We start from the raw sequence: 26,239 nt of genomic DNA on the forward strand, positions 1-26,239 counted from the left end.
GGCTACTCCTTGCGATGGCCGTAGACACGCGGCTGCGTGTAATAATCGATCAGCGGCACGCAGATATTGGCCAGCAGCACAGCAAAGGCGACGCCATCCGGATATCCGCCAAAGCTGCGGATTAGCCACACCAGCAATCCTACCAGCGCGCCATACAGCAGGCGTCCTTTATTAGTGGTCGAGGCGGTGACCGGATCGGTAGCAATAAAGAAGGCGCCCAGCATCGTTGCCCCGGAAAACAGGTGGATCAGCGGCGAGACCAGCGAGTCGGAGGAGAAGAACCAGCCCAGCGTGGCACAGATCGTCAGCGAAAGCAGGAAGCTCAGCGGAATATGCCAGCGAATGGTTCTGTTCCACAGCAGAAACAGGCCTCCCAGCAGATAGCCCAGGTTAACCCATTGCCAGCCGAGGCCCGCAATCACACCGCTGTATATCGGCTGTGTCAGCAGTTGCTCTGCGCTGTGTCCAGCGCGGAGGCCGGTCTTAAAGCTGTCCAGCGGCGTGGCCTGACTGACGCCATCGATTCCCAGCTGGAGCTGCTGCATTGAGGCACCCGCAAGCGTCTGGTTGCTGAAGATCATGGCAAAGGTGTCGGCAAGTCCTGGTTTCATTATCTGCAGCGATTCCGGCGGCAGCCAGCTGGTCATCTGCACCGGGAAGGAAATCAGCAGCACCACATAACCCACCATTGCCGGGTTAAAGGGGTTCTGGCCCAGGCCGCCATACAACTGCTTGGCAATGACAATCGCAAACAGCGTGCCCAGTACCACCAGCCACCAGGGGGCCAGCGGCGGTATGCTGATACCCAGCAGTAACGCGGTAAGCAGGGCGGAATTATCGGCCAGAACCGGGGCGAGCGGCTGTTTGCGCAGGCGTAAAGTGGCGGCTTCGCCCAGCCAGGCGGTCAGGGCGGCGAGCAATACCTGAATCAGCGTACCGTAACCGAAGAAATAACATTGTGCGGCGATACCCGGCAGCGCGGCCAGCACTACCAGCAGCATAATGCGACTGGTACTGCGGCGGTTATGAGTATAGGGGGAACTTGCAATACGAAATGCCATTTAATCCTCAGGCCTTGAGTGCTGCTGCGCTTTGCGCGCTTTCGCGCGAGCAACAGCGGCAGCAATCGCCGCTTTACGCGCATCCATGGGTTCTGTTGTCGCGTCCGGTGCAACGGCAGGTTCGGCGTCTGTTGACGATGCTTCTGCTGCAGGCGCGGTGTGGGTTTCAGCGCTGTCTGCTGGCTCAGCGTTCCCTTCAGCCTGCTGTGCCGCGGCCGCTTTCTTCGCTCTGGCGCGGGCGATAGCAGCTTCAACGGCGGCTTTGCGCGGATCGACCGTTTCCGTTTCCGCTGCAGGTGCAGTGTGGGTTTCAGCGCTGTCTGCTGGCTCAGCCTTCGCTTCTGGCTGCTGTGCCGCGGCGGCTTTCTTCGCTCTGGCGCGGGCGATGGCGGCTTCCACGGCGGCTTTGCGCGGATCGACCGTTTCCGTTTCCGCTGCAGGCGCGGTGTGGGTTTCAGCGCTGTCTGCTGGCTCAGCCTTCGCTTCTGGCTGCTGTGCTGCGGCGGCTTTCTTCGCTCTGGCACGGGCGATGGCGGCTTCCACGGCGGCTTTGCGCGGGTCGACCGTTTCCGTTTCAGCTTCCGCCGCAGGTGCGGTGTTGGTTTCAGCGCTGTCTGCTGGCTCAGCCTTCGCTTCTGGCTGCTGTGCGGCGGCGGCTTTCTTCGCTCTGGCACGGGCGATGGCGGCTTCCACGGCGGCTTTGCGCGGATCGACCGTTTCCGTTTCAGCTTCCGCCGCAGGTGCGGTGTTGGTTTCAGCGCTGATCGTCGGCTCAGCCTTCGCTTCTGGCTGCTGTGCGGCGGCTTTCTTCGCTCTGGCACGGGCGATAGCAGCTTCAACGGCGGCTTTGCGCGGATCGGCCACACCTGTCCCGTTCGCCGGTTCAGACACAGCCTCTGCAGGCTGCGGCGCAGCGGCTTTCTTCGCTCTGGCGCGGGCGATGGCGGCTTCAACGGCCGTTTTACGCGGATCCTCAACCTGACGGCTGAGCGCCTGGGTTTCTGACTGATTCTCCGCCTGTTGTGCGCGCGCCTGCGCTCTGCGCGCTTCACGCTGTGCTATCAGGGCGGCGTCATCGGCTGCATTAGCACTGTTTTCCACTGCGCTACGCTTCGCTCTGACGCGTTCCAGTGCTTCGGCAACTTCCGGCTTCTCACTGGCGGTTGCGCGGCGTTTAGCCTGTTCATGGCGCGCTTCACGCGCCTGCTTTTCCCGCTCCAGGCGGGCCTGACGCGCTTCAAAACGCGCTTTCGCTTCGGCAGTACGCTTCGCTTCCAGATCGATAGCACGCAGCTCCGCTTTTTCCTGACGATAATATTGCACCAGCGGGATATTGCTGGGGCAGACATAAGCGCAGGCGCCGCATTCAATACAGTCATCAATATGGTGCGCACGCGCTTTATCGTGATCTTTGCCCTGGCTGTACCAGTAGAGCTGCTGCGGCAGCAGATTTGCCGGGCAGGCGTCAGCGCAGGCGCTGCAGCGAATACAAGATTTTTCCGGTTCGCTGCGGCCCATCTCATGCGCTGCGGGCGCCAGAATACAGTTGGTGATTTTCACCACCGGCACATTCAGCGAGGGCAGGGTAAAGCCCATCAGCGGTCCGCCCATGATCACCATCTGTCCCGGGCCCGGGTTAAAGCCCGCCTGGTGCAACAGATGGCTTACCGGCGTCCCCAGACGTCCCCAGACGTTACGCGGGCGGGCTATAGCATCACCGGTCAGGGTGACCACACGTTCGGTAATCGGCTCCCCATCAATAATGGCGCGTTTCACCGCCCGGGCGGTGCCGACGTTCTGCATCAGCACGCCAATATCGGACGAGCGCCCGCCGTGCGGCACTTCCAGGCCGGTGAGGATTTTCGTCAGCTGTTTCGCGCCGCCGGAGGGATATTTGGTTGGGATCACCCGTAACTGCAGGTCGCGCGCGCCGCCAAGCGCTTTTTTTAACGCGGCGATAGCTTCCGGCTTATTGTCTTCAATCCCAATCAGCACCCGTTCAGCCTGCAGCACCCAGGCGAGAATGCGGCAGCCTTCAACGATTTCGTCCGCGCACTCCTGCATCAGCCGGTCGTCGGCGGTGATATAGGGCTCGCATTCGGCGGCATTGATAATCAGGGTTTTTACGCCGTTGAGTCCGCCTTTCAGCTTGCTGGCGGTGGGGAAACCGGCGCCGCCCAGCCCGGCAACGCCAGCGTCATGAATACGCTGTACCAGCGCGGCGCGATCGTGCTGACGGTAATCGGGCAGGGGCTGCCGTTCGATCCAGCGATCTTCGCCATCTGGCGTAATGAATATGCACATCTCCGCCAGGCCAGAGGGATGGGCGGTCATATGCGGCGCGATAGCTTCAACCACGCCTGAAGTCGGGGCGTGTACCGGCAACATGCGCCCGTTACCAAAGGTCAACGCCTGTCCACGCAGTACTTTATCCCCCGGGCTGACGCAAATTTCACCTTCATGGCCGATATGCTGCTTCAGCGGAATAATAAAGCGATCCGGTAAGGGCAGCTGGCTGAGCGGGGTGCCATTCGACTGGGTTTTCATTTCCGGTGGATGAATGCCGCCCGGAAAATCCCAGATTTTCTCTTTGCGCAACAAACTGAACAAATTAAGCATGACTTTCTACCGGAATCACCCGTACAGGAATAGTTTCAAGGTCCCACTTCCAGTTTGCCGTGGTGGTGGCAACCGGACGCATTTCAATGCAGTCGGTAGGACAGGGGGCGACACAGAGATCGCATCCGGTACAGACATCGCTCAGCACGGTGTGCATGGCGCGCGTCGCGCCAACAATAGCGTCCACCGGGCAGGCCTGAATACATTTGGTACAGCCGATGCAGTTTGCCTCGTCGATCCAGGCCACGGTACGCACCGGCGCTTTGGCCATATCATCGCCATCAATCGGCTGCGGCTCTACGTTCAGCAGTTCGGCCAGCTTCAGCATGGTCTGCTCGCCGCCGGGGGCGCACTTGTTAATCGCTTCGCCATTGTTGCCGACCGCGTCAGCATAGGGACGACAGCCCGGATACCCGCACTGACCGCACTGGCTCTGAGGCAAAACGGCGTCGATTTGTTCGACGATAGGATCTTCTTCCACCGCAAAACGGCGTGAGGCGTAGCCGAGCAGGGCACCAAAAACCAGGCTCAGCGCACTTAATACGGCAACAGCAATCCAGATAGCGGACATCAGAATTTCACCAGACCGGTAAAGCCCATAAACGCCAGCGCCATCAGGCCAGCGGTAATCAGGGCGATAGAGGAACCTTTAAAAGGTGCCGGCACATTGGCCAGCACCAGCCGTTCACGCATGCCGGCGAACAGCACCATCACCAGCGAAAAGCCGAGTGAGGCGCTGAATCCATAAAGCGAGGCCTGCAAAAAACTGTGGTTCAGGTTGACGCTCAACAGCGGCACACCCAGTACGGCACAGTTTGTGGTGATCAGCGGCAGAAAAATACCCAGCAGACGATAGAGCGACGGACTGGTTTTACGCACCACCATTTCGGTGAATTGCACGGTCACGGCAATCACCAGGATATAGGCCATGGTGCGCAGGTAAACCAGATCCAGCGGCAGCAGGATCAGGTGATTGACCAGCCAGGCGCAAATCGAGGCCAGCGTGATCACAAAAGTGGTTGCGAGTCCCATGCCAATTGCCGTTTCCAGTTTTTTGGAAACGCCCATAAAGGGACAGAGGCCGAGAAACTTCACCAGAACGAAGTTATTCACCAGCACTGTGCCAACAAAGAGAAGTAAATAATCGGTCATTATTTCGCCTGGGAGTCGGAAAGCGGCTTATTATCGGGGATTAGGCGGTTTATCTCAACCTCATCCCCGATCAGAGCGCGGCAGAAAGCACTCAGAATTAAATTCGTGGCGATTCTCACGCCGTTAAGGCCGGGTAAAGGTCTGTTTTACCCGCTGAGAACGCTTGAAATAGGGCACAAACACCGCTGCCGCCAGTAGCGACAGCAGCAGGGTTTGCAGCGCGCGCGCATCGGATATCGGGGTAAAGGCGAACGTTTTCAATGCCAGCAGTACGGTGACCAGCAGCCAGATAATGTACTGGCGCGGCAGTCGCTGCGAACGCTGGCAAAAGATCCAGGTGACCCACAGGCTGTAGAGCCAGACGGCGGAGGCGGTCAGCAAAGAGATAGCCCATTGCATCATCAGCGCACTGCCGTGCGAGAAGAGCGCCACGCGCCAGGCGGGATTAAACAGTGGGCTTAAATACATCGCCAGCACCAGCGCACAGGTCAGCATGGTCATAATCAGCCACGCCAGCGGCAATAACAGCCAGCCAGCAATACGTGGTGCAGTCACCTGGTCAGTCATCAATTCTTTCCTGTCTCTGAGAAATTGGCAGAAAGAATATCATGTTCCGGCAGAACACAGGTGCTATGGGCAGTGAAACAGTAAAAATGGCGGGAGAACAATCTTATACTACGTAGCGCCATACCGATTTCGGCACGCAGCCCAAATCGAACAGTCGACCACCGGAAGCCAGCTCGGCACGGCGATGATCGGCAGCGCGGTACATATTCATAATTTCCTTATCATCACTCAAAGAATAATTCAGGTGGTCGTATAGTTTTTCCAGGCTTTCCAGATTATTTACTTTACGAAATTTCAGCAGGTAATCTTGCGCAGTCATGATTGCCATATAAAGAGACCAAAGGAGAGCACAAGTATAGGGAGCACGGATAAAGTGTCCAGATCCTGCCCGTAAAAAAAGCGCAAAATCGGATTCGCCCGCGTCAGACGGGCAATTGTGCGACTACTCACAAAATTGATCATTGATAAGCGTAACAAGGAAATAACCAATTCTTACGCTGATTTGTAATCGCTTTCAGAAGCCTGATTCATAAGCGATTCTCTTTATTGCAATTATTTTTTCCCTCTGTTTTCTTTATTCAGTTAATTAATCCATAAGCTTTGTCGCAAAGTTAAAGAGAGTTGACGCGTAACTCCTTTAATTTGCTCTGAATTGTGAAGCGCGTCCATTTTGCCCACACGTTTTTAGTCCAGGCTGTAGGTGCTTTTGTACCTGTACCGCACACTCCCATCAGAGGAATGAAAATTATGTGGAAACGTTTACTTTTGACCACCCTGGTCGGCGCTGCGCTGTCCGGATCAGCCCTGGCCGCCGATATGACCGTGGGATTCTCCCAGGTGGGTTCAGAATCTGGCTGGCGTGCAGCCGAAACGACGGTTGCGAAAAGTGAAGCAGAAAAACGCGGCATTACGCTGAAAATTGCCGATGGTCAGCAGAAACAGGAGAACCAGATTAAAGCCGTGCGTTCCTTCATTGCTCAGGGCGTCGATGCCATCTTCATCGCCCCGGTGGTGCAGACAGGCTGGGAACCGGTACTGGAAGAAGCGAAAGACGCTGAGATTCCGGTGATGCTGCTTGACCGGGCCATTGTCGTAAAAGACAAGTCACTCTATATGACGGTGGTGACGGCGGACAACGTACTGGAAGGGCGCTTAATCGGCGAATGGCTGGCTAAAACCGTGGGCGACAAGGCCTGTAATGTTGTGGAACTGCAGGGCACCGTGGGTGCCAGCGTGGCGATCGATCGTAAGAAAGGGTTTGCCGAAGCGATCGCCAGCCATCCAAATATCAAAATTATCCGCTCGCAGTCTGGCGACTTTACCCGCAGTAAAGGGAAAGAGGTGATGGAGAGCTTTATCAAGGCGGAGAACAACGGCAAAAACATCTGCATGGTGTATGCCCATAACGATGATATGGCAATCGGCGCTATCCAGGCGATCAAAGAAGCGGGCCTGAAGCCAGGTAAAGATATTCTTACCGGCTCGATTGATGGCGTTCCGGATATTTTCAAAGCGATGCTGGCAGGCGAAGCCAATGCCAGCGTGGAGCTGACGCCGAATATGGCTGGTCCTGCCTTTGACGCGCTGGAGAAATTCAAAAAGGATGGCACCGAACCGCCAAAAATGATCAAAACCAAATCAACGCTGTTTTTACCGGCTGACGCACAGACGGAACTGGATAAGAAAAAAGACATGGGCTACTGAACATGCCGCCCTCCGGGGCGGTTTTTTTCATGATGTGAGGTAACGTTGATGACCATACCCTACGAAAAAACGTTGTTAGCCATCAGCGGCGTCAGTAAAGGATTTCCTGGCGTAAAGGCGCTGGATAATGTCTCTTTCAACGTGCGGAAAGGCGAGATCATGGCGCTGCTGGGAGAAAACGGCGCAGGCAAATCGACGCTGATTAAGGTGCTGACCGGGGTCTATACCCGTGACGCAGGCACGATCACGCTGAACGGACAGCCCATCTCGCCCCGCAATACCGCGCAGGCGCAGGCGATGGGCATCGGCACCGTGTACCAGGAGGTGAACCTGCTGCCCAATATGTCGGTGGCGGATAATCTGTTTATCGGCCGTGAGCCGCGTCGGCTCGGCATGGTTGACCGCAAACGTATGGTACGTGATGCGCAAAAACTGCTGCGCGACTACGGCTTTGAACTCGATGTTACCCGCCCGCTGGGTCACTATTCCGTGGCGATGCAGCAGATTATCGCCATCTGTCGCGCCGTGGATCTCTCTGCCCAGGTGCTGATTCTTGACGAACCCACCGCCAGCCTCGACGCCAGTGAGGTGGAAATGCTGTTTACCCTGATGGCGCAGCTGAAAGAGAAAGGGATGAGCCTGATTTTCGTTACCCATTTCCTCGATCAGGTGTATCGCATCACCGATCGCATCACCGTGCTGCGTAACGGCCAGTTTATCGCCACGCGTGATACCGCCACGCTGCCACAACTGGAGCTGATCAAACTGATGCTGGGGCATGAACTGATGGAAACCGCGCTGCAGCGGCAGGGCAGTACGCTGCGCAGCAACCAGCCGGTGGTCGATTTCCGCGACTACGGCAAAAAAGGCACCATTGAACCCTTCAATTTGCAGGTAAGGCCGGGGGAAGTCGTGGGGCTTGCGGGTCTGCTTGGCTCTGGTCGTACCGAAACCGCCGAAGTGCTGTTCGGCATCCGACGCCCTGACCGCGGCACCGCCACCATCAAAGGCAAAGTGCGTGCTATTCGCTCGCCCGCGCAGGCCTCGCGTCTTGGCATGGGTTTCTGCCCGGAGGATCGTAAAACCGATGGCATTATCGGCGCCGCCTCGGTACGGGAAAATATCATTCTGGCGCTGCAGGCGCAGCGCGGCTGGCTGCGACCCATTGCCCGGCGTGAGCAGCAGCAAATCGCCGAGCGCTTTATCAAAAGTCTGGGGATTCGCACTCCCCATGCGGATCAGCCGGTGGAGCTGCTCTCCGGCGGGAACCAGCAAAAAGTGCTGCTGTCACGCTGGCTGGTGACCAAACCGCAATTTCTCATCCTGGATGAGCCGACGCGCGGTATCGACGTTGGCGCCCATGCGGAAATTATCCGGCTGATTGAGTCGCTCTGCGCCGACGGTCTGGCGCTGCTGGTGATCTCCTCAGAGCTGGAGGAACTGGTAGGTTATGCGGATCGCGTGTTGATCCTGCGCGATCGTCAGCAGGTGGCGGAGATCCCGCTGGAGAAGCTCTCCGTCACGGCTATCGTCAATGCCATCGCTGATGGAGGGGCCCAACATGCTTGAATCTCATCTGACCCCGGAGAAGCCGCGCATGCTGAAATACAAGTTACCGCCAGGTATGCCGCAGCTTGCCGCGCTTATCCTGGTGCTGATCGTTGACAGTCTGGTCGCTAACAACTTTTTCGCCATCCATTTACAGGATGGTCGTCTGTTTGGCAGCCCGATCGATATTCTGAACCGCGCCGCGCCCGTGGCGCTGCTGGCGATTGGCATGACGCTGGTGATTGCCACCGGCGGTATCGATCTTTCGGTCGGGGCGGTGATGGCGATTGCCGGAGCGACAGCTGCCACGCTGACGGTCGCGGGTCACAGCCTGGCGGTGGTGATCCTGGCTACGCTGGGCGCCGGTTTACTCTGTGGCCTGTGGAACGGTGTGCTGGTGGCGCTGCTGAAGATCCAGCCCTTTGTCGCCACGCTGATTCTGATGGTGGCTGGACGCGGTGTGGCGCAGCTGATTACTCAGGGGCAGATTGTCACCTTCAACAGCGATGCGCTCGGCTGGTTCGGCAGCGGATCGCTCTGGCTGCTGCCAGTACCAGTCTGGATCACGCTGTTTTTTCTGCTGCTGGTCTGGTTGCTGACACGTAAAACCGCGCTCGGACTGTTTATCGAAGCGGTGGGAATCAATCTGCGCGCAGCGCGAAATGCGGGGATTAACGGCTGGCTGGTGGTGATGTCGACCTATCTGATCAGCGGGTTGTGTGCCGCTATGGCGGGGCTGATTGTGGCCGCCGATATTCGCGGCGCGGATGCCAATAATGCCGGGCTCTGGCTGGAGCTGGATGCGATTCTGGCGGTGGTGATCGGCGGCGCTTCGCTGATGGGCGGGCGCTTTAACCTGGTGCTGTCGCTGATTGGCGCGCTGATTATCCAGTCGATGAATACCGGCATCCTGCTCTCCGGTTTTCAGCCGGAGTTGAACCAGGTGGTCAAAGCCATAGTGGTGATGTGCGTACTGTTGCTTCAGTCGCCACGCTTTATTGCCATATTGAAACGAGGGCGTAAACCATGATCAAGCGTCACCTTCCGCTGATGATCACCCTGCTGGTGTTTATCGCGGGCTATCTCTTCTGCCTGAGCCAGTTTCCCGGCTTCGCCTCCACGCGGGTGATTTGTAATATCCTCACCGATAACGCCTTCCTCGGCATTATTGCCGTGGGCATGACCTTTGTGATCCTTTCCGGCGGTATCGATCTTTCGGTGGGGGCGGTGATCGCCTTTACCGGCGTGTTTCTGGCGCGCGTGATTGGCGATTTGCAACTGAATCCGCTGATTGCGTTTGCTCTGATCCTGCTGCTCGGTGCCGCTTTTGGCGCGATGATGGGCTGGCTGATCGATGCGCTGAAGATCCCCGCTTTTATCATTACACTGGCAGGCATGTTTTTCCTGCGCGGCTGTAGCTATCTGGTGTCAGAGAACTCGATTCCCATCGACCATCCGCTCTACAGTTCGCTCTCCAGCCTGGCTTGGAAGATCCCCGGCGGCGGGCGGCTCAGTCTGCTGGCGGTGATTATGCTGGTGGTGGTGGTGTTCGGCATTCTGCTGGCGCACCGTACGCGCTTCGGCAATCAGGTGTACGCCATTGGCGGCAGCCTGACGTCGGCGCAGCTGATGGGGGTTTCCACCCGCGCCACCACGGTGAAGATTTATATGCTGTCGACCACCCTGGCTACGCTGGCGGGCATCGTCTTCTCCATCTACACCTCTGCCGGTTATGCGCTGGCGGGCCTGGGCGTAGAGCTGGATGCTATCGCCTCGGTGGTGATTGGCGGTACCTTGCTCTCCGGCGGCGTCGGCACGGTGCTGGGCACGCTGTTTGGCGTACTGATTCAGGGATTGATTCAGACCTGGATTAACTTTGACGGTACGCTCAGCTCCTGGTGGACCAAAATCGCGATCGGTATTCTGCTGTTTCTCTTTATTGCTCTGCAGCGCCTGCTGACAGTGCTGTGGGATCGCCAGCAGAATGCGCCAGTGAAGCGCGTCACGGTACCCTGAGCGAATCAGCGGCAGAAAAAAAGGCGGCTGATTCAGCCGCCTTTTTATCGTCTCAGGATTATTTCATCAGGCGGTAATAGGCCTCGTTCCAGCGCAGCGCATCCTTAAAGGCGGGCAGTTGCGTCTGCTCATCAATCACCATCACCTCAATGCCGTGCATCTCGCCGTAGAGATACATATCTTCCAGATCCAGCGCCTGGCTGAACACCGTATGGTGCGCGCCGCCCGCCAGAATCCAGGCTTCCGAGGCGGTTTGCAACGAGGGCTGGGCACGCCAGAGCGCACGGGCGACCGGCAGTTTGGGCAGCGGCTGCGGCTGCTCAATGGCATCAACCACATTGACCAGCAGACGGAAGCGGTCGCCCAGATCGATGACGCTGGCGTTGACGGCACGGCCCGCTGGCGTCGAGAAGATCATGCGCGCCGGATCGGCTTTGCCGCCGATACCGAGGAACTGCACGTCGATTAACGGCTTCTCCTCTTTCGCGATGGAGGGACAGACTTCCAGCATGTGTGAACCCAGCACCAGATCGTTGCCTGGCGAGAAGTGATAGGTGTAATCCTCCATAAAGGAGGTGCCGCCCGGACGGTCGCCCGCCTGAACTTTCAGGATGTGCAGCAGCGCCGCGGTTTTCCAGTCGCCTTCGCCGGCGAAACCATAACCCTGGCCCATCAGGCGCTGTACAGCCAGTCCTGGCAGCTGCGTCATGCCGTGCAGCGTCTGGAAGTTGGTGGTAAAGGCCTGACAGCCTTCGGTTTCAAGAAAGCGTTTCAGACCCAGCTCGATGCGCGCCGCATCCAGCACGTTCTGACGTTTCTCCCCGTTCACCGCCGCGACGGCGCTGAAGGTATAGAGGCTTTCATACTCATCGAGCAGCGCATTCACGTCGCCGTCACTCACCTGATTGATCACCTCCACCAGGTCGCCAACGCCCCAGCCGTTTACCGCGTAACCGAACTGGATCTGCGCGGCGACTTTATCCCCTTCGGTTACCGCCACTTCACGCATGTTATCGCCAAAACGCGCCACTTTCAGCCGCTGACTGGCCTGTTTCGCGGTTGCGGCGCGCATCCAGCGGGCGATACGCTGCTGGCTCTCCGCATCCTGCCAGTGGCCCGTCACCACGCTGTGCTGCAGGCGCATACGGGCACCGATAAAGCCAAACTCGCGGCCGCCGTGCGCTGTCTGGTTGAGGTTCATAAAGTCCATATCCATGCTGTCCCACGGGATCTCCGCGTTGAACTGGGTATGGAACTGCAGTAACGGCTTGTGCAGGACGCTCAGGCCGCCAATCCACATTTTGGCGGGGGAGAAGGTGTGCAACCAGGTGATGATCCCCACGCACTGGTTATCGTGGTTCGCCTCGCGACACAGGGCCAGCGCCTCATCCGGCGACTTCACCAGCGGTTTCAGCTCCAGGCGTAACGGCAGCCTGGCGCTCTGATTCAGTCCCTCAACGACCTGGCGCGCATGCTCCTCTACCTGGCGTAAGGTTTCCGCCCCGTAGAGGTGCTGCGTACCAATCACAAACCATACGCTGAGCGTATTGTACTGTTCCATATCTTGACTCCTTTACTTAGCGGAAGTGGAGGGGGCGGCATAAAGCGGTTCAGCCGCCACGCACCATTGTTGATAGTGTTGATAGAGCTGCTCGTACTGCGCCACCCGGGTGCGGTCCGGCTGCAGCGTGACTTCAATCGGGCTGGCCATCTGCTGTTGCGCTTCCGGCACACTGGCGTAGACGCCCGCGGCCACGGCGGCAAAAATCGCGGCTCCCAGCGCACAGCACTCATCGGAGGCCACAATATCGAGCGGACGATTCATCACATCGCAGCAGGCCTGCATGATGGCCGGGGATTTACGCGCGATCCCACCCAGCGTCAGGATGTTTTCGACCGGGATCTGCTGCTGTTCGAAGCACTCCATAATGGCGCGCGCGCCAAAGGCGGTGGCGGCAATCAGCGCGCCAAACAACGCCGGGGCGTCGGTGCCGAGATTGAGCCCGCTGATCACCCCTTTCAGACGCTGATTGGCATTGGGGGTGCGGCGGCCGTTAAACCAGTCCAGCACCACCGGCAGATGGTCAAGCTGCGGGTTCGCAGCCCAGGCCTCGGTCAGCTGTTTCAGTAAGCTTTGCTGCATCGCCGCCAGCTGCGGCTGCAGTTCAGGATGCGCCAGCGCCGCCTGCTGAAGTGGCCAGCCGAGCAGACGGCTGAACCAGGCATAAATGTCGCCGAAGGCGGACTGCCCGGCTTCAAGTCCGATAGCGCCGGGTACCACGCTGCCATCTACCTGGCCGCAAATACCTTTAATGGCGCGGTTGCCCACCGTTTGCTCATCGGCAATCAGAATGTCGCAGGTGGAGGTACCGATGACCTTCACCAGCGTGTAAGGCTGTGCGCCGGCGCCAACTGCGCCCATATGACAGTCAAAAGCCCCGCCGCTGAGCGTCACCCTGGTCGACAAACCCAGCCGCTCTGCCCACTCGGGGGTGAGCGTGCCAACCGGGACGTCGGCGGTCCAGGTCTGCTCAAACAGCGGGAAATCGAGATCGCGTGTCAGCAGCGGATCCAGTGCATTGAGAAAGTCGGCATCCGGCAGCCCCTGCCATTCCGGATGCCAGAGAGACTTGTGTCCCGCCGCGCAACGGCCGCGCCGGATCTTCTGCGGTTGCGTGGTGCCGCTCAGCAGAGCGGGCACCCAGTCGCACAACTCGATCCAGGAGACCGCCGCTTCGCGCACCGCGGCATCCTGACGCGAGACGTGCAGAATTTTCGCCCAGAACCACTCGGAAGAGTAAATGCCGCCGATATAGCGGCTGTAGTCGGGAAAGCGACCGCTGTGGCAGAGCTGATTAATCTCCTCCGCTTCTTCAATCGCGGTGTGATCTTTCCACAGCACAAACATGGCGTTCGGGTTATCGGCAAACTCCGGACGCAGCGCCAGTACCTTGCCGTCGCGATCGACAGGGGCAGGGGTGGAGCCGGTGGAATCGACGCCAATGCCGACGACCGCTTCACGCTGCGCTGGCGTCAGGGCATTAACGACGCTGACAACTGCCTGCTCCAGGGCATCAATATAATCCTGGGGGTGGTGGCGAAAGCGGTTGCTGTGGGGATCGCAATACAGACCCTGTTGCCAGCGCGCATAATTCACGACTGCTTTTTCCAGCTCGCGGCCGCTGTGGCACTCCACTGCCAGCGCACGTACCGAGTCACTGCCAAAATCCAGCCCAATCGTAATGGCTTCAGCACGCATCGGGATTCTCCTGTGTAAGTAAATTGCTCTCTATCCTGAGATTCCGGGCGTGTGGAGGTTAGTCATGGCTGGCTGAGAATATGTACTTTTCTGTCGTCTGCTGTGCTTTCGTGATCCACTGCAAAAGTTAATGTCAGGTTAAATTAGCTGAATATATGGAAATTATTGCCATAGTTCTGCGATGTGATACCGCTCTCCCTATTTCCCCCTCATTCCCGCTAAAAATAGCCCGGCGTTTGTGCAGCACTTGTACAAAATGTCGGATAACACACTGATTTACCGTTCGTAAAAGTGCTGTTTTTTTACTGGTAACGTTTTCACCGTTTCGTTAACCGCATCGCTAAAACACTATTAAGCCGGAGAGCAACATGCATAAATTCACTAAAACCCTGGCAGCCATCGGCCTCGCAGCGGTTATGTCACATTCCGCTATCGCCGAGACCATGAAACTTGGTTTTCTGGTTAAACAACCGGAGGAGCCCTGGTTCCAGACCGAGTGGAAATTTGCGGATAAAGCAGGGAAAGATTTGGGCTTTGACGTGATCAAAATTGCCGTGCCGGACGGTGAGAAAACGCTCAACGCCATCGACAGCCTGGCCGCCAGCGGCGCGAAAGGTTTTGTGATCTGTACGCCCGATCCCAAGCTGGGTTCGGCGATTGTCGCCAAAGCGCGCAGCTACGACCTGAAAGTGATCGCTGTTGACGATCAGTTCGTTACCGCCAAAGGCAAGCCGATGGAGAGCGTGCCGCTGGTGATGATGGCCGCAACCAAAATCGGCGAGCGCCAGGGACAGGAACTCTATAAAGAGATGCAGAAGCGCGGCTGGGACGTCAAAGATACTGCAGTGATGGCGATCACCGCCAACGAGCTTGATACCGCGCGTCGTCGTACCGGTGGCTCGATGGAAGCACTGAAGGCTGCGGGATTCCCGGAAAAACAGATCTATCAGGTGCCAACCAAATCAAACGACATTCCCGGCGCCTTTGATGCCGGTAACTCGCTGCTGGTACAGCATCCGGAAGTGAAACACTGGCTGGTCGTCGGCATGAATGACAACACCGTGCTGGGCGGCGTACGCGCGACCGAAGGTCAGGGCTTCAAAGCCGCCGATGTGATCGGTATTGGCATTAACGGTGTGGATGCGGTGAGCGAGCTCTCCAAAGAGAAGGCGACAGGCTTCTACGGTTCGCTGCTGCCCAGCCCCGATGTGCATGGCTATAAGAGCAGCCAGATGCTGTATGACTGGGTGAGCAAAGGGCAGGAACCGGCGAAGTTTACCGAAGTAACCGATGTGGTGTTGATCACCCGTGACAACTTCAAGACCGAACTGGCGAAAAAAGGCCTGATGTAACGGCTCAGCCGCAGGGCGCCCGCACGGCGCCCTTGCCGTAGCACCGCAGCCAGCGCTGCGGTTTATCAAAGAATCATCATGATGGAGTTACCATGAACACCGATCACGCATTTCTGTCGTTTCATGGCATCAGCAAAACCTTTCCCGGCGTGAAAGCGCTGCAGGATATCTCTTTTGACTGTCGCGCCGGTGAAGTGCATGCCCTGATGGGCGAAAACGGCGCAGGGAAGTCTACCCTGCTGAAAATTCTCAGCGGCAGCTATCAGCCCAGCGCAGGCGAAATTCGTATTCAGGGGCAGCCGGTGCGCTTTACCCATACCACTGACGCGCTGGATGCCGGTGTGGCGATCATCTATCAGGAGTTGCACCTGGTCCCGGAGATGAGCGTGGCGGAGAATATCTATCTCGGCCAGATCCCGCATCGCCGCGGCCTGGTAAACCGCAAACGGCTGCGTGAAGAAGCGGCCAGGCAGCTGCAAAATCTCGGCATGGATATCGATCCCGGTATGCCGCTGAAATATCTCTCGCTCGGCCAGTGGCAGATGGTGGAAATCGCCAAAGCGCTGGCGCGTGACGCGCGGATTATCGCTTTTGATGAACCCACCAGCTCGCTTTCGGCGCGTGAAATTGAGCACCTGTTTCGCGTGATCCGCCAGCTGCGCGCGCAGGGGCGGGTGGTGCTTTATGTCTCCCACCGCATGGAGGAGATTTTTGCCCTCAGCGACGCCATTACCGTGTTCAAAGACGGGCGCTATGTGCGCACCTTCGACGATGTCGCCAATACCCACCATGACGCGCTGGTGCAGGCGATGGTTGGCCGCGACATCGGCGACATTTACGGCTATGCGCCACGTGAGCTGGGGCCGGTGCGTCTGCAGCTGGAAAACGTAGAGGCGCAGGGGGTGCGTAAACCGATCTCGCTCAGCGTACGCGCCGGAGAGATTGTTGGCCTGTTTGGCCTGGTGGGCGCAGGACGTAGCGAGCTGATGAAAGGGCTGTTTGGCGGCACGCGCCTGCGCGGCGGCAGTGTGCTGCTGGATGGTCAGCGTCTGACCATTCGTGAACCCATTGATGCCATCAGGGCGGGCATTATGCTCTGTCCGGAAGATCGCAAGGCGGAAGGGATCATCCCGGTGCACTCGGTGCGTGACAATATCAACATCAGCGCCCGGCGTCATAACCTCACCGCCGGTTGCCTGATCGATAACGCCTGGGAGGCCAAAAACGCCGACAGCCATATCCGGTCGCTCAATATCAAGACCCCCGGAGCGCATCAGCTGATCATGAATCTCTCCGGCGGGAACCAGCAGAAGGCGATTCTTGGCCGCTGGCTGTCGGAAGAGATGAAGGTCATTCTGCTGGATGAGCCGACGCGCGGTATCGACGTCGGGGCCAAACATGAAATCTACCATCTGATTTATCAACTGGCGAAAAAAGGCATTGCGGTGCTGTTCGCGTCCAGCGATTTACCAGAGGTACTGGGCCTGGCCGATCGCATTCTGGTGATGCGCGAAGGCGAAATTGCCGGTGAATTATCCCATCACGATGCCACAGAACAGCAGACGCTTAGTCTGGCAATGCCGCAAACCACGCAAAAGGCCGCCGTGGCCTGATCAAGGAGTAAAACATGGCTTCATCCACAACCTCTAATACCCCGCCAGTGCAGCGCAACGGCTTACGACTCGGTCGTATCTGGGATAATTTCGGCATGCTGGTGGTGTTCGCTCTGTTGTTTATCGCCTGTACGATTTTCGTTCCCAACTTTGGCACTTTTATCAATATGAAAGGGCTGGGCCTGGCGATGTCGATGTCCGGCATGGTGGCGTGCGGCATGCTGTTCTGCCTCGCCTCTGGCGATTTTGATCTCTCCGTGGCCTCGGTGATCGCCTGTGCCGGTGTGGTCACTGCGGTGGTGATCAACATGACCGAAAGTCTGTGGATCGGCGTAGGGGCCGGGCTGCTGCTTGGCGTCGCCACCGGTTTTGTCAACGGCTTTGTCATCGCCAGGCTGAAGATCAACGCACTGATTACCACGCTGGCAACGATGCAGATCGTGCGCGGGCTGGCTTATATCTTCTCTGACGGCAAAGCGGTCGGCATTGAAGATGAGCGTTTCTTCGCGCTGGGCTATGAGAATTGGTTCGGTCTGCCGGCACCCATCTGGCTTACCATCGCCACCATGCTGGTGTTTGGCTTCTTGCTGAACAAAACCACCTTTGGCCGTAATACACTGGCGATCGGCGGTAACGAAGAGGCGGCGCGTCTGGCCGGGGTACCGGTGGTGCGTACGCGCATCATTATTTTCATCCTCTCCGGGCTGGTCTCCGCCGCCGCAGGCATTATTCTCGCCTCGCGCATGACCAGTGGGCAGCCGATGACCTCGCTCGGTTATGAGCTGATTGTGATTTCCGCCTGCGTGCTGGGTGGTGTGTCACTGAAAGGCGGGATCGGTAAGATTTCCTACGTGGTCGCCGGGGTGTTAATTCTGGGCACCGTAGAAAATGCGATGAATTTATTGAATATCTCGCCATTCTCACAGTATGTGGTGCGTGGTCTGATACTGTTAGCTGCGGTGATTTTTGACCGCTACAAACAGAAACATAAAGCGGTATAACCCCACTTCCGCCGGGCAGCCGCTTGCCCGGCACTACCCTGACGTGCCGTCTGCGGCGGCGTTGATTGTGACAGCAAAGCGATAAATGTGAGGGCCCTATGTACCACCGACAACTGCCTGTGGCGCAGCAAAATCCCTTATTACCGGGTTATCCTTTCAGTGCCTGGCTGGTGGCTGGCCTGACGCCGATTACCGCCGACGGCCCGCTGGATTTCTTTATCGATCGCCCCCTCGGCATGAAAGGGTATATCATCAATCTCACCATCAAAGGCAAAGGGCGCATTTTCGAGGGCCCTGCGGCTTTTGACTGTGAGCCGGGCGATATGCTGCTGTTTCAACCCAAAACCGCCCATTACTATGGCCGGTCACCGGAAAGCGACAGCTGGTTCCATCGCTGGGTCTATTTTCGCCCGCGCGCCTACTGGAACGACTGGCTGCAATGGCAGGATGAAGTGCAGGGCGTAGGGCGGTTGCGGTTGCCTGAGGCGCAGCGCGCCGAGTTTGATCGCCTGTTTACCAGCATTGAGCAGACCCACAATTCAGGTCGCCGCTTTGCCGAAGAGCTGGCGATGAACCTGCTGGAACGTCTGCTGCTACGCGCTGTGGAAGAAGATCCGCGCAGCCATCAGCAGGTGCGCGATCCGCGCGTGATTGAAGCCTGTCAGTATGTGACCCATCATCTGGCCAGCGAAGTGAAAATCGAAGAGGTAGCGCGTCATGTTTGCCTGTCCCCCTCGCGGCTGGCGCATCTGTTTCGTGAACAGATGGGAGTAAACCTGCTACGCTGGCGTGAGGATCAGCGCATTATTCGCGCCAGGCTACTGCTGCAAACCACCCAGGAACCCATTGCTACCGTGGGACGAGTGGTGGGGTATGACGATCAGCTCTATTTTTCCCGCGTATTTCGCAAGCGGGTCGGGGTCAGTCCCAGTGATTTCCGACGTCGTAGCCAGGATGCGCATGATGCGCTGGTCGCTCAGGAGACCTGGGAGATGCCACAGAGTGCTATCTCCTGAATTTCAGGGCGTTCCCTCTTGTTGTTACTGACTGATTCGTTTTAAATCACTCAGTGAAACAAATTAAAGGAGTGAGAATGAGCGATAAACTTCGGGTTGGACTGATGGGCTACGGTTTCGCCAGTAAAACCTTTCATGCCCCGTTGATTGCCGGCACGCCTGAGATGGAACTGGCGGCAATCTCCAGCAGCGATGCCAGTAAAGTTCTTGCCGACTGGCCCTCGGCCCGGGTTGTCAGTGAGCCGCAGGCGCTGCTTGACGATCCTTCTCTACAACTGATTGTGATTCCCACCCCCAACGACACCCACTTTCCTCTGGCAAAAGCCGCGCTTAACGCGGGCAAGCATGTGGTGGTCGATAAACCCTTTACCGTGACGTTGTCACAGGCACGTGAGCTGAACCAGCTGGCGAAAGTCAAAGGGCTGCTGCTGTCGGTGTTCCATAACCGCCGCTGGGACAGCGACTTTTTGACCCTGAAATCCCTGCTGGCGGATGGTACGCTGGGTGAGGTGCGCTATCTGGAATCGCACTTTGACCGTTTCCGGCCGGAAGTGCGTCAGCGCTGGCGGGAAATGAAGGGCGCCGGTAGCGGGCTCTGGTACGATCTGGGGCCGCACCTGCTGGATCAGGCGCTGCAGCTATTTGGATCGCCGATTGCCATTAACGTCGATCTCGCCGAGCTGCGCTCCGGCGCGCAGACCACCGATTATTTCCATGCTGTGCTCAACTGGCCACAGCGCAGGGTGGTACTGCATGCCAGCATGCTGGCGGCAGCTGAGTCGCCGCGTTTTCTGGTGCACGGCACCCGCGGCAGCTATGTGAAATATGGTCTGGATCCGCAGGAGGATCGTCTGAAAGCGGGCGCGCGTCCCCCGCAGGAAGACTGGGGCTATGATATGCGCGACGGCGTGCTGACTCTGGCGGAAGGCGATGTGATGGCGGAGAAAAGCTTACTGACCCTGCCGGGCAACTATCCTGCCTATTACGCAGCGATTCGCGATGCGATTCACGGCAGCGGCAGAAATCCGGTCACCGCCGAAGAGGCGATTCAGGTGATGGAACTGATCGAGCTGGGACTGCTGTCGGCAGAAAAACGCCAGACGCTGACGCTGAAGTAAGCGCGTAACCTGTGCTGAAGGCGGGCCTGAGGCCCGCCTTTTTTACTGGGCTGCCAGCTTAACCCGCAACTTTCTGCCGCAGAGCGTTTTTTTCCTGTTCGCTGAGAAAAGCGATGGCCAGGCCGTTTTCCTGCGCCTGACGAATTTCCGCGCTGCTCAGCCCGGCCTGCGGGGCCGCCACCTGATATTCATAGGCCAGTTCGATGCCCTGAACCGCCGGATCGTCGGTATTCAGGGTTGCCAGAATACCGTGCTGCAGAAAACGTTTCAGCGGATGACGCGCCAGCGACGACACCGTGCTGGTCTGCAGGTTTGAGGTCAGGCAGGATTCGATGCCAATCTGATGTTCAGCAAGAAAATCCATCAGCGCCGCATCTTCAATCGCCTTCACGCCGTGGCCGATACGCTCGGCGCCCAGTTCACGAATCGCCTGCCAGATGCTCTCCGCACCGGCGGCTTCACCGGCGTGCACTGTGACGCGAAAGCCCGCATCGCGGGCGCGATTAAAATGACTGAGAAACTCGCTGCCCGGAAAGCCCAGCTCGTCGCCAGCCAGATCGACAGCGGTAATCTGGTCACGGTGCGCCAGAAAACCTTCCAGTTCACGCAGGCAGGCCTCTTCGCCAAAGGTACGGCTCATAATTCCAATCAGACGCACCTCAATGTCATGCTGCTGACAACCCGCCTGAATGCCATCGATAACCGCTTCCACCACGCCAGCTACCGGCAACTGATGGTGCATCGCCATATAACCTGGCGAGAAACGCAGCTCGGCATAATGAATGCCGGCCCGGGCGGCATCTTCAACGTTTTCCAGCGCGACGCGGCGGCAGGCATCGAGATTGCCCAGCACTTTGACGCCCCAGTCCAGCTTTTGCAGAAAGCTCACCAGGTCGGGCTGAGTTTCGGTTACCTGAACATGAGGACGCAGGGCGTCCAGATCGCTGGCGGGCAGGGTAAGGTTAAACTGGCGGCCCAGTTCAAGGATGGTTTGCGCGCGAATATTACCATCAAGATGACGGTGAATATCGGTGAGAGGAAGTTTCGGGTCGATCATGGCGCATTCGCTTTTTCTTATCAGTAAAGTGCAAAGAAGTATAAAAACTTCTTGCGCAACAATGCCAGCAGTTTGCGCAAACAGGTAGTGTGAGTGCTGCGGAAATGCACGAAATGCGCGAGATAACAGCCGCTTTGCTGCCGGGCCAGCACGATAATATCTACCGCTACGCTTTCTTTTTTCAGAACTTCATTCCAGGCTTTATCCAGTGCTTCATCCCCGTAACACATACCAGGAGAAAGCTATGTTTCATCATTCATCAAAACTTCAATACCCTGTTCGTGTAGAAAAACCCGATCCAGAATTTGCAATGTTGCTGCAGCAAGCCATTGGCGGTGTGGAAGGGGAAATTCGTGTAGCCATGCAATATTTCTTCCAGGCGATGGGCGCACGCGGCGATGCCCGCATTAAAGATCTGCTCATTTCCACAGCGACGGAAGAGCTGGCTCATATTGAAATGCTGGGCCATGCGGTTGCGCTGAACCTTGAGGGTGCCCCGGTCTCTTATCAGGAAGCCTCGGCAAAAGACCCGGTGGTTAATGCCATTCTTGGCGGTATGAATCCGCGTCATGTGCTCTCTTCCGGTCTGGCCGCGCTACCGGTCAACGCTAACGGCGTACCTTTCGATATGAGCCATATTTATGCTTCCGGTAATATCGCCGCAGATATGCTGGCGAACGTCACGGCGGAAGCCACAGGCCGTGTGCTGGCGACGCGCCTGTATAATATGACCGAAGACAAGGGTATGAAAGATTTCCTCTCCTTCCTGATCGCCCGCGATACCATGCATCAGCAGCAGTGGCTGGCGGTGATTGAAGATATGGGTGGACTCAGCGCGTCGCTGCCGATCCCGAACAGCTTCCCGCAGTCTGAAGAGGCGCAAGGGCACTCTTACTACTGCCTGAACACCTCGCTGGACAAGCCGCTGCCGAAAGGCCGCTGGTGCGAAGGTCCCTCTTTCGATGGCGTGGGCGAGTTTACGGCCAAAGAGCAGCCGGAACTGCTGGGCGAAGAACCGATTCTGGGTTATGCCCGTCCGGGTTCAGGCGCTCAGGAAGAGCAGATGGGCGGAACGGTGTCTCCGACACTGAGCACCGACAGCTAAGCATTTTTTCTTGCTCTCAAGGCTGCGCCACGGCGCAGCTTTTTTCATGCCTGGTGCCAGCGGGACAGAGTGTGACCTTAACGACAAGAGTAAAACTTTCTGTTTCCACACCCCCGGAGGGCGGCTTGCAGCTGGCGGGCTTTTCTATACTTCATTTACCCTTAACGGGTTTACTGGAGGCGACTATGTCAGAACGACCCGATCCGCTTGACCCTTTACCCGATGACGATCCGGTTCCGCAAACGCCGGACGACATCATTGATGACGATGATGACTATGATGACGAGGATCCCTTATCGGATAATGAAACCGGGCCCGATCCTACCAGGGTAATCTGACGCTGAAACCGCCTCCCGGGGCGGTTTTGCTTTTTGACACAACCCTTTGATTCCTTTGCTATGCTTTTATATCTGACAAAGGAGAATGACATGGCATTAACCGTTGATAAACAGCAGACAGCTGAAGGTGACACTGTTTATATTGCACGTTGTCTGGAGAAACAGTACCACTTTGAAATTACGGGGCGGGGCAGCAGCGCCGCTGATGCAGAACGCGACTTTCTGAAAAAGATCGATGAGTTACGTTCCCGCCTCGACGAAGTTGCGCAAATCAGCAAGGTTTCCGCCTGAGGCAGGGCGCTGACAACCTGCACGCGCCGTCGTCCCGGCTTCTCTCTGCACCTGACGACGGCGGTCTCTGACCACGCCAGTTGTGCGCCACGTCTCATAACCGACAACTTTTGTTAGCAGACGCGCAATAATTAACTATTTTGCTTTGCGCGCAATAACCTCAGCGCTAGCCTGTAACCTCCCGGTGAGAAAGGAGGTGGTGATGTTCGACTACACAGGCATACAGGTAGACACTAACAACTCTGGCTCGACCTTTGACTGGACGGGTTATACCAATGATCCCTGGTATTTTTACACCCTCGGTAACGCAGATGACTCTGGTGCGGACAACGGCCAGCTAACAGAACAGCGTCCGCAGCCTGCAGCTCCGCAAGAGGTGAACCTGGACAATGAACTGGAATAATCGTGGCCGCCCGTGTGTTCTCTCTCCGGCTGCCGGACAGATTCACGGGCGGTTTTTTTATGCCTGCTCCGGAGAGCGCATATAGCAGGCAATAAAAAAGCGGCCCGCAGGCCGCCTGTTATCACCGGATAGCCATTACTCCGGCATCCCTTCGCTGGTGGGCAGGCCCAGCATATAGCGCGACAGAAACTGCTCCAGCGCCATTTTATCGCCATTCATTGTGACCTGACCGTTGGCATACTGCAGGCTGGTGACAATATTGTCATCCTGCTGCCGGGTAAGGCGGAACATCTGTCCCATTGCCGCCAGACCTTTTACCTGCTGATCCGCCAGTTTCTGGGCATCGTTATCCTGATAGCCTTCAGCCAGACCCACATGACGCATCACTTCTGTCGCCATCGGCATGTTTATGCTGAGTTTGCCGTCGAGGCTTTTCAGCACCCGATCAACCATGGCGTTCAGGCTTTGCGGCTCACCGGTTACCGTGGCCGGATCGTTAAAGTTAGCCGTCAGGTTGAAGCTGCTTTCGCCCTTATCATTTTTCCAGCTGAGCGGCGCGATAGTGACAGAGGGGGAGCCTTTCAGCAAGACAGGCAGATTGTTCATCAGGATGGCGTGAATGCCCTGCTGATAGCGAATCGGGTCATCAGGCAGCCCCTGCTGATTCAGCAGATTCTGCACCTGGGCCTGATAGTTATCAGAGAAGGTTTTCACCGCCTGTTCGTCAAATTGTGACAGCTTCATCACCAGCTGCGCTGCACCAAAATCCTGTCCCTGCAGTTGCACTTTTTCCACGCGATAATCGATCTGTCCGGCAATTTTGCCTTCCTGATTATCAAATGAAGAGGAGCCGTTCAGCTGATGCAGGGTCAGGGCATCCTGACCATTAATGCTGGCGTTGACTTTATCCAGCTTAATACTTTGATCGCCAACACGTACGCCTTCCGGACTCAGGTGCGTTTTGCCGTTCAGCTGCATGCCGTTCAGGGTAAAGAGTACCGGCAGGCCCATCTCGTTTTTACTGGTAATGGCGATGCTGTCGATATCGCTTTTCAGCGCAATTTTGTCGCCATTGCTGTCCGCGCTGAGGTTAACTGTGCCGCCGTTGGTGGCCAGGCGTTCACCGCTTTGCGCATTCTGATAATCAACCGGCAGAATACGCAGCACCGTATCCGTTGCGCCGCTGTAGCCGATACGAGTATTCGCCGCGATCAGCGACTTGCCCGCCGTGAGGTCAAAAAGTTTTTTAACCGCCTCGGTGTTTTCCAGCTCAGTGTGCACGGATGCCATGCCGGGAAGCAGGTTCACCTGTTTCAGCTGGGCAAAAGGAAAGGGCCCATGATCGATGGTTTCATTCAGTACCACGCTCTGTCCGGGTTTCAGCAGCGCATTATCTTCGGTCTGAGAGAGCGCCTGAATCACCAGTTTGGTGTGGCTACGGAACAGGCCGCGCTGGTAATCCTGATAACTCAGCTTCAGGCGGCTGTTGGGAGAGAGGGCATTCAGCTGCGCATTCGCATTCTGCACCAGCTCATCCATGTGGTTTTCAATTTGCTTACCCGTGAACCAGGCTGCGCCGGTCCAGATGATGCCCAGTGCCACAACCACACCCACGGCAATTTTGCTCTTTTTCATCGCTGAGTCGTCCTTATCCTTGAGTCCGCATACGCCGCTGGCCAGAGGTCGGCGGGGGAAGAAATAACGCCCCTGGGCGTCTTATGCTAATAGTTTGAAATAATAGCAGTTAACCACCAGGGCGTCAGCCGCTTCAGGATAAGTCGTTAAAGACGCGCGCCAGCCGCCCCTGACCGCTGAGGGCGATGGGAAAGTCACTGGCGGGCACGAAGCAGGATTCGCCGGGTTGCAACGTCAGTTGCGCCCCCTCTTTAAGCACCCGGGCCTGACCTTCAATACAAAACAGGATCGCCGCGCTCTGTTGCACAACCTGCTGCGGCTGCGACGATAAGTTATGGATAGCAAAAGCAAAATCTTCCACTGGTACCGGGAAACGCAACATGCTCTCCTGCGCCAGCGGGCGGGTCAACAGCTGACTCTGTGGCGTCGGGGTAAATTTCACGTTCGCCAGCAGCTCCGGGATATCGATATATTTTGGCGTCAGTCCGGCGCGCAACACATTGTCGGAGTTCGCCATCACTTCCAGCGCCACGCCACGTAAATAGGCGTGAGGGGTTTGCGCAAACAGGAACATAGCTTCGCCAGGCTGCAGGGTAATCACATTCAACAACAGCGGTGAGAAAAGGCCGCTGTCATCCGGATAGACCTCAGCAATAGACCGGATGGTATCCCAGGGCTCACCGTGACGATCTTTTAAGGTCGCACAGAGAATGTCGAGCGCCAGCGCTTTTTCTTCCCCCTGTAATGACAGCAGGGCGGCAAACAGCGTTGCCAGGCTCGCTTCATCGCGGTGCGTCAGAAAGTGGGCAATCTGCGCATGGGCGCCTGCCAGCGGTTCCAGTAAAGAAACGATTTCAGACAGCTCGCGAAAGCCGTTAATCGCCTGAAAAGGCGTCAGGGCATAAACCAGCTCAGGTTTGTGGTTGGCATCTTTATAGTTACGCTCAGGCGCCGTCAGCGCCAGACCGGCTGCATTTTCCCGGGCATACCCCGCTTCTGCCGCCGTTTTGCTGGGATGTACCTGAATCGACAACGGCTGTTCGGCACAGAGCACCTTGAATAAAAAAGGCAATTCGCCAAAACGGGCGGCGACGGCTTCTCCCAGGGTATTCAGCTTATCTTCCGCAATCAGATCGCGTAGCGAGCGGCTGACGCCGTCAATCTCCACGCCTGAAGGACTTTTGGGATGAGCCCCCATCCAGAGTTCGGCCATCGGCTGTTGATCAGGGTTGGCGATACCGTAAAGCTCGGTCAGCGCCACTTTGCTGCCCCATGCATAATATTGCAGCGAATTGTTCATTTTTTGCATGATTTATCCCGGGAGTCAGTCAGTGATGGGCATTATTAAAACAGAAACTTGCGGTAAAAATACATTACGAGTGCA

General features: G+C 57.2%; 24 protein-coding genes. 13 read left to right on the forward strand and 11 right to left on the reverse strand.

All coding sequences use genetic code 11. The features are described from left to right. Positions 1-2 precede the first annotated feature (2 nt). The 6 genes from rsxD to ydgT form a co-directional block, all read right to left on the reverse strand. Positions 3-1,061, reverse strand: a complete 1,059-nt coding sequence (gene rsxD / locus E0E17_RS15830) for an electron transport complex subunit RsxD (RefSeq protein ID WP_130834959.1) — start codon at positions 1,059-1,061, stop codon at positions 3-5. Further along, positions 1,062-3,680: an electron transport complex subunit RsxC gene (rsxC, locus tag E0E17_RS15835; RefSeq protein ID WP_130834960.1), complete on the reverse strand. Its 2,619-nt coding sequence runs from the start codon at positions 3,678-3,680 to the stop codon at positions 1,062-1,064. After that, entirely contained in the window at positions 3,673-4,251 is a 579-nt protein-coding gene (rsxB, locus tag E0E17_RS15840; RefSeq protein ID WP_130834961.1) for an electron transport complex subunit RsxB, read from the reverse strand. Before rsxB ends, rsxC begins: the two co-directional genes overlap by 8 nt. Then, on the reverse strand, positions 4,251-4,832 hold the full coding sequence (gene rsxA, locus E0E17_RS15845) for an electron transport complex subunit RsxA (protein ID WP_130834962.1): 582 nt from the start codon (positions 4,830-4,832) through the stop codon (positions 4,251-4,253). The genes rsxB and rsxA overlap by 1 nt, the downstream gene beginning before the upstream one ends. Positions 4,833-4,955: 123 nt before the next feature. Further along, a complete protein-coding gene (locus tag E0E17_RS15850; protein WP_130834963.1) occupies positions 4,956-5,399 on the reverse strand; it encodes a DUF2569 domain-containing protein in 444 nt (147 codons plus the stop codon). Between the two features lie 103 nt (positions 5,400-5,502). Next, a complete protein-coding gene (gene ydgT / locus E0E17_RS15855; RefSeq protein WP_130834964.1) occupies positions 5,503-5,718 on the reverse strand; it encodes a transcription modulator YdgT in 216 nt (71 codons plus the stop codon). 428 nt (positions 5,719-6,146) lie between these two features. On the opposite strand from ydgT, the gene ytfQ reads away from it, so the two are divergent. From ytfQ to yjfF, 4 genes are read left to right on the forward strand one after another with little or no spacing between them, the layout of a single operon-like run. Next, a complete protein-coding gene (ytfQ, locus tag E0E17_RS15860; protein WP_130834965.1) occupies positions 6,147-7,103 on the forward strand; it encodes a galactofuranose ABC transporter, galactofuranose-binding protein YtfQ in 957 nt (318 codons plus the stop codon). Positions 7,104-7,151: 48 nt separating this feature from the next. Continuing rightward, positions 7,152-8,672 (forward strand): galactofuranose ABC transporter, ATP-binding protein YtfR, encoded by a 1,521-nt coding sequence (gene ytfR / locus E0E17_RS15865; protein ID WP_130834966.1) that lies wholly within the window; start codon positions 7,152-7,154, stop codon positions 8,670-8,672. Beyond that, positions 8,665-9,681: a galactofuranose ABC transporter, ATP-binding protein YtfT gene (gene ytfT / locus E0E17_RS15870; RefSeq protein WP_130834967.1), complete on the forward strand. Its 1,017-nt coding sequence runs from the start codon at positions 8,665-8,667 to the stop codon at positions 9,679-9,681. The genes ytfR and ytfT overlap by 8 nt, the downstream gene beginning before the upstream one ends. After that, complete coding sequence (gene yjfF / locus E0E17_RS15875; RefSeq protein WP_130834968.1) at positions 9,678-10,667, forward strand: galactofuranose ABC transporter, permease protein YjfF; 990 nt, start codon at positions 9,678-9,680, stop codon at positions 10,665-10,667. Before ytfT ends, yjfF begins: the two co-directional genes overlap by 4 nt. A gap of 58 nt (positions 10,668-10,725) precedes the next feature. On the opposite strand, the gene araA is transcribed toward yjfF, so the two are convergent. Together araA and E0E17_RS15885 are read right to left on the reverse strand one after the other, a co-directional pair. Next, on the reverse strand, positions 10,726-12,228 hold the full coding sequence (araA, locus tag E0E17_RS15880; RefSeq protein ID WP_130834969.1) for an L-arabinose isomerase: 1,503 nt from the start codon (positions 12,226-12,228) through the stop codon (positions 10,726-10,728). 12 nt (positions 12,229-12,240) lie between these two features. Further along, the gene (locus tag E0E17_RS15885) at positions 12,241-13,926 is read right to left on the reverse strand and encodes a ribulokinase (protein ID WP_130834970.1); all 1,686 of its coding nucleotides are present in this window, start codon (positions 13,924-13,926) and stop codon (positions 12,241-12,243) included. 368 nt (positions 13,927-14,294) lie between these two features. On the opposite strand from E0E17_RS15885, the gene E0E17_RS15890 reads away from it, so the two are divergent. The 5 genes from E0E17_RS15890 (at position 14,295) to E0E17_RS15910 (ending at position 20,026) form a co-directional block, all read left to right on the forward strand. Next, on the forward strand, positions 14,295-15,278 hold the full coding sequence (locus tag E0E17_RS15890) for an arabinose ABC transporter substrate-binding protein (RefSeq protein ID WP_130834971.1): 984 nt from the start codon (positions 14,295-14,297) through the stop codon (positions 15,276-15,278). 92 nt (positions 15,279-15,370) lie between these two features. After that, positions 15,371-16,891 carry an L-arabinose ABC transporter ATP-binding protein AraG gene (gene araG, locus E0E17_RS15895; RefSeq protein WP_130834972.1) on the forward strand — a complete coding sequence of 507 codons (1,521 nt, stop codon included), beginning with the start codon at positions 15,371-15,373 and terminating at the stop codon, positions 16,889-16,891. Positions 16,892-16,905: 14 nt separating this feature from the next. Beyond that, the gene (araH, locus tag E0E17_RS15900; protein ID WP_130834973.1) at positions 16,906-17,892 is read left to right on the forward strand and encodes an L-arabinose ABC transporter permease AraH; all 987 of its coding nucleotides are present in this window, start codon (positions 16,906-16,908) and stop codon (positions 17,890-17,892) included. 98 nt (positions 17,893-17,990) lie between these two features. Further along, complete coding sequence (gene araC, locus E0E17_RS15905; RefSeq protein ID WP_130834974.1) at positions 17,991-18,908, forward strand: arabinose operon transcriptional regulator AraC; 918 nt, start codon at positions 17,991-17,993, stop codon at positions 18,906-18,908. 77 nt (positions 18,909-18,985) lie between these two features. Beyond that, positions 18,986-20,026 carry an oxidoreductase gene (locus E0E17_RS15910; protein ID WP_130834975.1) on the forward strand — a complete coding sequence of 347 codons (1,041 nt, stop codon included), beginning with the start codon at positions 18,986-18,988 and terminating at the stop codon, positions 20,024-20,026. 58 nt (positions 20,027-20,084) lie between these two features. Here the strand turns inward: E0E17_RS15910 and add are convergent, their stop codons facing one another. Continuing rightward, positions 20,085-21,083: an adenosine deaminase gene (add, locus tag E0E17_RS15915; RefSeq protein WP_130834976.1), complete on the reverse strand. Its 999-nt coding sequence runs from the start codon at positions 21,081-21,083 to the stop codon at positions 20,085-20,087. Between the two features lie 244 nt (positions 21,084-21,327). Here add and E0E17_RS15920 point away from each other — a divergent pair, with 244 nt between their 5' ends. The 4 genes from E0E17_RS15920 (at position 21,328) to E0E17_RS15930 (ending at position 23,220) form a co-directional block, all read left to right on the forward strand. Next, entirely contained in the window at positions 21,328-22,188 is an 861-nt protein-coding gene (locus E0E17_RS15920) for a manganese catalase family protein (RefSeq protein ID WP_130834977.1), read from the forward strand. Between the two features lie 185 nt (positions 22,189-22,373). Next, positions 22,374-22,526 (forward strand): hypothetical protein, encoded by a 153-nt coding sequence (locus E0E17_RS20250; RefSeq protein ID WP_165446239.1) that lies wholly within the window; start codon positions 22,374-22,376, stop codon positions 22,524-22,526. Positions 22,527-22,616: 90 nt separating this feature from the next. After that, entirely contained in the window at positions 22,617-22,817 is a 201-nt protein-coding gene (locus E0E17_RS15925; protein WP_130834978.1) for a hypothetical protein, read from the forward strand. 202 nt (positions 22,818-23,019) lie between these two features. Further along, entirely contained in the window at positions 23,020-23,220 is a 201-nt protein-coding gene (locus tag E0E17_RS15930) for a hypothetical protein (protein ID WP_130834979.1), read from the forward strand. Between the two features lie 135 nt (positions 23,221-23,355). Here E0E17_RS15930 and E0E17_RS15935 read toward each other — a convergent pair whose 3' ends face one another. Continuing rightward, a complete protein-coding gene (locus E0E17_RS15935) occupies positions 23,356-24,855 on the reverse strand; it encodes a YdgA family protein (RefSeq protein ID WP_130834980.1) in 1,500 nt (499 codons plus the stop codon). A gap of 133 nt (positions 24,856-24,988) precedes the next feature. After that, entirely contained in the window at positions 24,989-26,164 is a 1,176-nt protein-coding gene (gene manA / locus E0E17_RS15940) for a mannose-6-phosphate isomerase (protein WP_130834981.1), read from the reverse strand. Positions 26,165-26,239: the final 75 nt, after the last annotated feature.

This window comes from [Erwinia] mediterraneensis (assembly GCF_900604315.1).
In the GTDB taxonomy this organism is placed as follows: Bacteria; Pseudomonadota; Gammaproteobacteria; order Enterobacterales; family Enterobacteriaceae; genus Pantoea; species Pantoea mediterraneensis_A.